2 protein-coding genes, 2 tRNA genes and 1 pseudogene are annotated in these 2,719 nt (G+C 64.4%); 2 read left to right on the top strand and 3 right to left on the bottom strand.

Annotation, left to right across the window (positions count from 1 at the left end; genetic code table 11):
* Nucleotides 1-6 precede the first annotated feature (6 nt).
* A pseudogene (locus tag KDH09_18200) lies at nucleotides 7-279 on the top strand (recombinase family protein).
* Nucleotides 280-948: 669 nt separating this feature from the next.
* On the opposite strand, the gene KDH09_18195 reads toward KDH09_18200, so the two are convergent.
* Nucleotides 949-1,025: transfer RNA gene (locus tag KDH09_18195), tRNA-Glu, on the bottom strand.
* 184 nt (nucleotides 1,026-1,209) lie between these two features.
* On the opposite strand from KDH09_18195, the gene KDH09_18190 reads away from it, so the two are divergent.
* Complete coding sequence (locus KDH09_18190) at nucleotides 1,210-2,079, top strand: hypothetical protein (GenBank protein MCB0221634.1); 870 nt, start codon at nucleotides 1,210-1,212, stop codon at nucleotides 2,077-2,079.
* 68 nt (nucleotides 2,080-2,147) lie between these two features.
* Here the strand turns inward: KDH09_18190 and KDH09_18185 are convergent.
* Nucleotides 2,148-2,223, bottom strand: a tRNA-Lys gene (locus tag KDH09_18185).
* Between the two features lie 293 nt (nucleotides 2,224-2,516).
* Nucleotides 2,517-2,719, bottom strand: a 203-nt coding sequence (locus KDH09_18180; protein MCB0221633.1) for a hypothetical protein, incomplete at its 5' end; no start/stop codon positions are given.

Genomic DNA, 2,719 nt, shown 5'->3' with positions numbered 1-2,719 from the left:
GGCGGAATCGAAATCGATCCGGTGCACGGCCCGCTGATGAAGGAACTTCTCGAACTCGCCTCTACTGGCATCTGGTCGCTCGACCGGCTGACAAAATCGGCCAGGGAATCGGGCCTCACCTGCCACGGCAGACCCCTGAGCCGTTCGGCGCTCCATCGCTGGGTGACGAATCCCGTCTACGCCGGGCCTTTTTATTTCAAGGGCAAGCTCATCACGAACTACCGGCACGAGCCGCTCATCACCTGGGAGACCCATGAAAAAATCGCGGCGCGCATCAAGACTCCCGGCCGGTTGGTCAAGAAGATGCGCAACGACTATCCGCTGGCCGGGGTGTTCACCTGCTATCACTGCGGGCGGGCGGTCACGTTCTTCACCGCGAAGAAGCGCTACGTCTACGGCGTGTGCTCGGGATGCAGGCGTGAGGGATACAGCCCCAAGAATTTGAACGAGGAAGGCCTGTTCCACCAGCTCGGGCAGATCGTGAAGGGCTTTGCCCCCACGCCCGAGGTCGCCGAGCTGCTCCGGGGCTGGCTGGAGGAAGAGCGCGGCCAGGAGGACGAGAAGCGGCAGGCCAAGGTTCAGGCCCTGCAAGCCCGCATCGCTTCCCTCAAGCAACGGCTTGCCCGGGCCTTTGCGGCCCTCTCGGACGGCGCCGTGGATCAGGAGACCTACCAGCAACAAACAACACTCTGGCGCGCCGAGAGGGAGAAGCTGGAGATCGAACTCCGCGAAGCCGAGCGCGGCGCGAACACCGCGAAGTTCGAGGAGCTTCTCAAAATGTTTGAACTCGCCGAAGGTGTCGAAACGATTTGGGATTCGGCGACTCCGCACGAAAAAGCACGTCTGGCCAAATCGGTGTGCTTGAACTTGGCCGTGGACGAAGGAACCGTGCGATATTCCTTAGCTTTTCCCTTCGGCCAACTGGCCGAAGGGCGTGAATGTTTCAAGTGGCGACCCGTACGGGATTCGAACCCGTGTTACCAGGATGAAAACCTGGTGTCCTGACCTGGCTAGACGAACGGGTCGAAGTGACCGGCAGCGCCTGATCCCGAGGTCGCCGGGTTCGGGGGGCGCTGGTCGCCGAGCAGCGGGCCCTTGTATAGGGGGGAGCGCCCCCCGTGTCAACCCGTCGGCGGACGCTTCGGGGACTTTTCATTCCTCCCGATCCGCGCCACCATGGGCGCCAGCTTTCACGGAAGAGGACCTGATATGAAGAACCTGCCAATGACCCTTTGCGCCCTGATTGCGGGCACCGCCCTTGTTCTGGGAACCGCCCCCGGCGCCTTTGCCGCCGAAACCGATCCCCAGCCCGCAAAGGACAAACGCGTGCGCGACGATTCCGACCCCGATCTGCCCCAGAGCAGCCACACCGTCCACGGGGGCAACGGCGAGGACGACCTGCAGGGCACCGACGGCAGCGACATCCTCACCGGCGAGGGCGGAGACGACCACATCAACGGCGGCGACGGCGACGATGAGCTCACCGGCGGCTCCGGCAACGACCACATCCAGGGCGGCGCAGGCAACGACAAGATCAACGGCGGCATCGGCAACGACCGCATGAACGGCGGTGAGGGCAACGACACCATCCGCGGCGGCGATGGCGATGATCACATCAATGCCGGCGACGGCGACGATCACATCTTCGGCGGCGACGGACGCGACATCCTGGAGGCCAATCCCGGCAAGGATGAGATCCAGGGCGGCGCGGGCGACGACATCATCATCGGCGGCGAAGACGGCGACGACATGCGCGGCAACGAGGGCGCGGACACCTTCATGTGGCTGACCGAGCACAATACCGGCGGCGTCGACTCGATCCGCGATTTCGATGTTCGCGAGGGCGACAAGCTCGACTTTACCGAGATGCTGGCCCGCCACGGCTACCGCGGCGACGGTTCCTGGGAGTCGATCAAGAACCGGCTTCGCGCGAAGGGCTCTATCATTCAGTACGATCCCACCGGCAAGGGAGATGCATTTGCAGACCTTGTCGAGCTCAAGAAGGTCACACCAGATCTCAAAAAGTGGCTGGCCAGCGGCAACCTGATTGTGGTGGGTGGCGGAAAGAAAGCGGACTGAATTCGCTGCTGATTGTCAGGGATGGCCTGCGGGCCGAAGCGTCCCAGGCAAGTGCGGGGCGCGAAGGATGGTGGGTCGGCTGGGACTCGAACCCAGGACCAATCGGTTAAAAGCCGAGTGCTCTACCAACTGAGCTACCGACCCACCGGAAGTCAGAGGCGGCAGTTTAACGATTTGGAGGGCGCTGGCAAGCGCAACCTCGCAGCGCTCCCCCGCGTGGCGGGGGAGCTGGCGCCGAAGCCGACTGATGGGGAGCAAGACCCGGCAATGCCTGCCCCCAACAGCGCTCCCCCGCTGCGCGGGGGAGCTGTCCGACGGAGTCCGGCGGAGTCGGACTGAGGGGGAGCCGGGTGCCGTCTCAAGAGCCCCCATCCGCCCGTTCCGGGCACCTTCCCCCGGCCGCGGGGAAAGGCGGATCGGCACCGAGCGCCTCGCGCTCAGTCCTCGTACCCCAGATTCGGTGAGAGCCAGCGCTCGGCTTCTTCGAGGCTCCATCCCTTGCGCTCGGCGTAATCGGCGACCTGGTCGCGCTGGATCTTTCCGAGCCCGAAGTACTGCGCCTTTGGATGAGCGAAGTAGAGCCCGCTCACCGCGGCGGCGGGCCACATGGCGTAGCTCTCGGTGAGTTTCACGCCGGCGG

The organism is Chrysiogenia bacterium (genome assembly GCA_020434085.1).
Classification (GTDB): Bacteria; JAGRBM01; JAGRBM01; order JAGRBM01; family JAGRBM01; genus JAGRBM01.
This window is presented reverse-complemented; position numbering and strand designations above follow the sequence as displayed.